1 protein-coding gene is annotated in these 453 nt (G+C 38.4%); it reads left to right on the top strand.

Annotation, left to right across the window (positions count from 1 at the left end; genetic code table 11):
- Positions 1–453, top strand: a 453-nt coding sequence (locus FCS21_RS17780) for a TonB-dependent receptor domain-containing protein (protein ID WP_138624507.1), incomplete at both ends; no start/stop codon positions are given.

Raw genomic sequence — 453 nt, 5'->3', positions numbered from 1 at the left:
AGCTGGTTGGGGACAAACAGGAAACCAAGAAATTAGTAATACCGCGGTTTACTCACTTTATTTAGCTAGTTATGCTGGCGGAAATCCTACATGGAACACTTCTTTCGGAACAGCTTACGATATTGCTGGAAACGGAAATGGTTTACTGCCATCAGGTTTTATAGCTACACAATCAGGAAACGATGATTTAAAATGGGAAACAACTACACAAACTAATGTTGGTTTAGATTTTGGATTATACAAACAAAAATTAAGCGGATCTGTTGATTATTACATCAAAAAAACTGAAGATATCTTGGTTTTACCACCCTATTTAGGAGTGATTGGCGAAGGAGGAAACCGTTGGGTGAATGGTGCGTCGATGGAAAATGAGGGATGGGAAGTTTCTTTAGGATACCGCGATGAAACTTCATTTGGTTTGAAATATGACATTTCTGCGAATGTTTCGGCAAA

This window comes from Colwellia ponticola (assembly GCF_005885605.1).
In the GTDB taxonomy this organism is placed as follows: Bacteria; Pseudomonadota; Gammaproteobacteria; order Enterobacterales; family Alteromonadaceae; genus Colwellia; species Colwellia ponticola.
The sequence above is the reverse complement of the archived record's forward strand: the minus strand, read 5'-3'. Positions and strand labels throughout refer to the sequence as shown.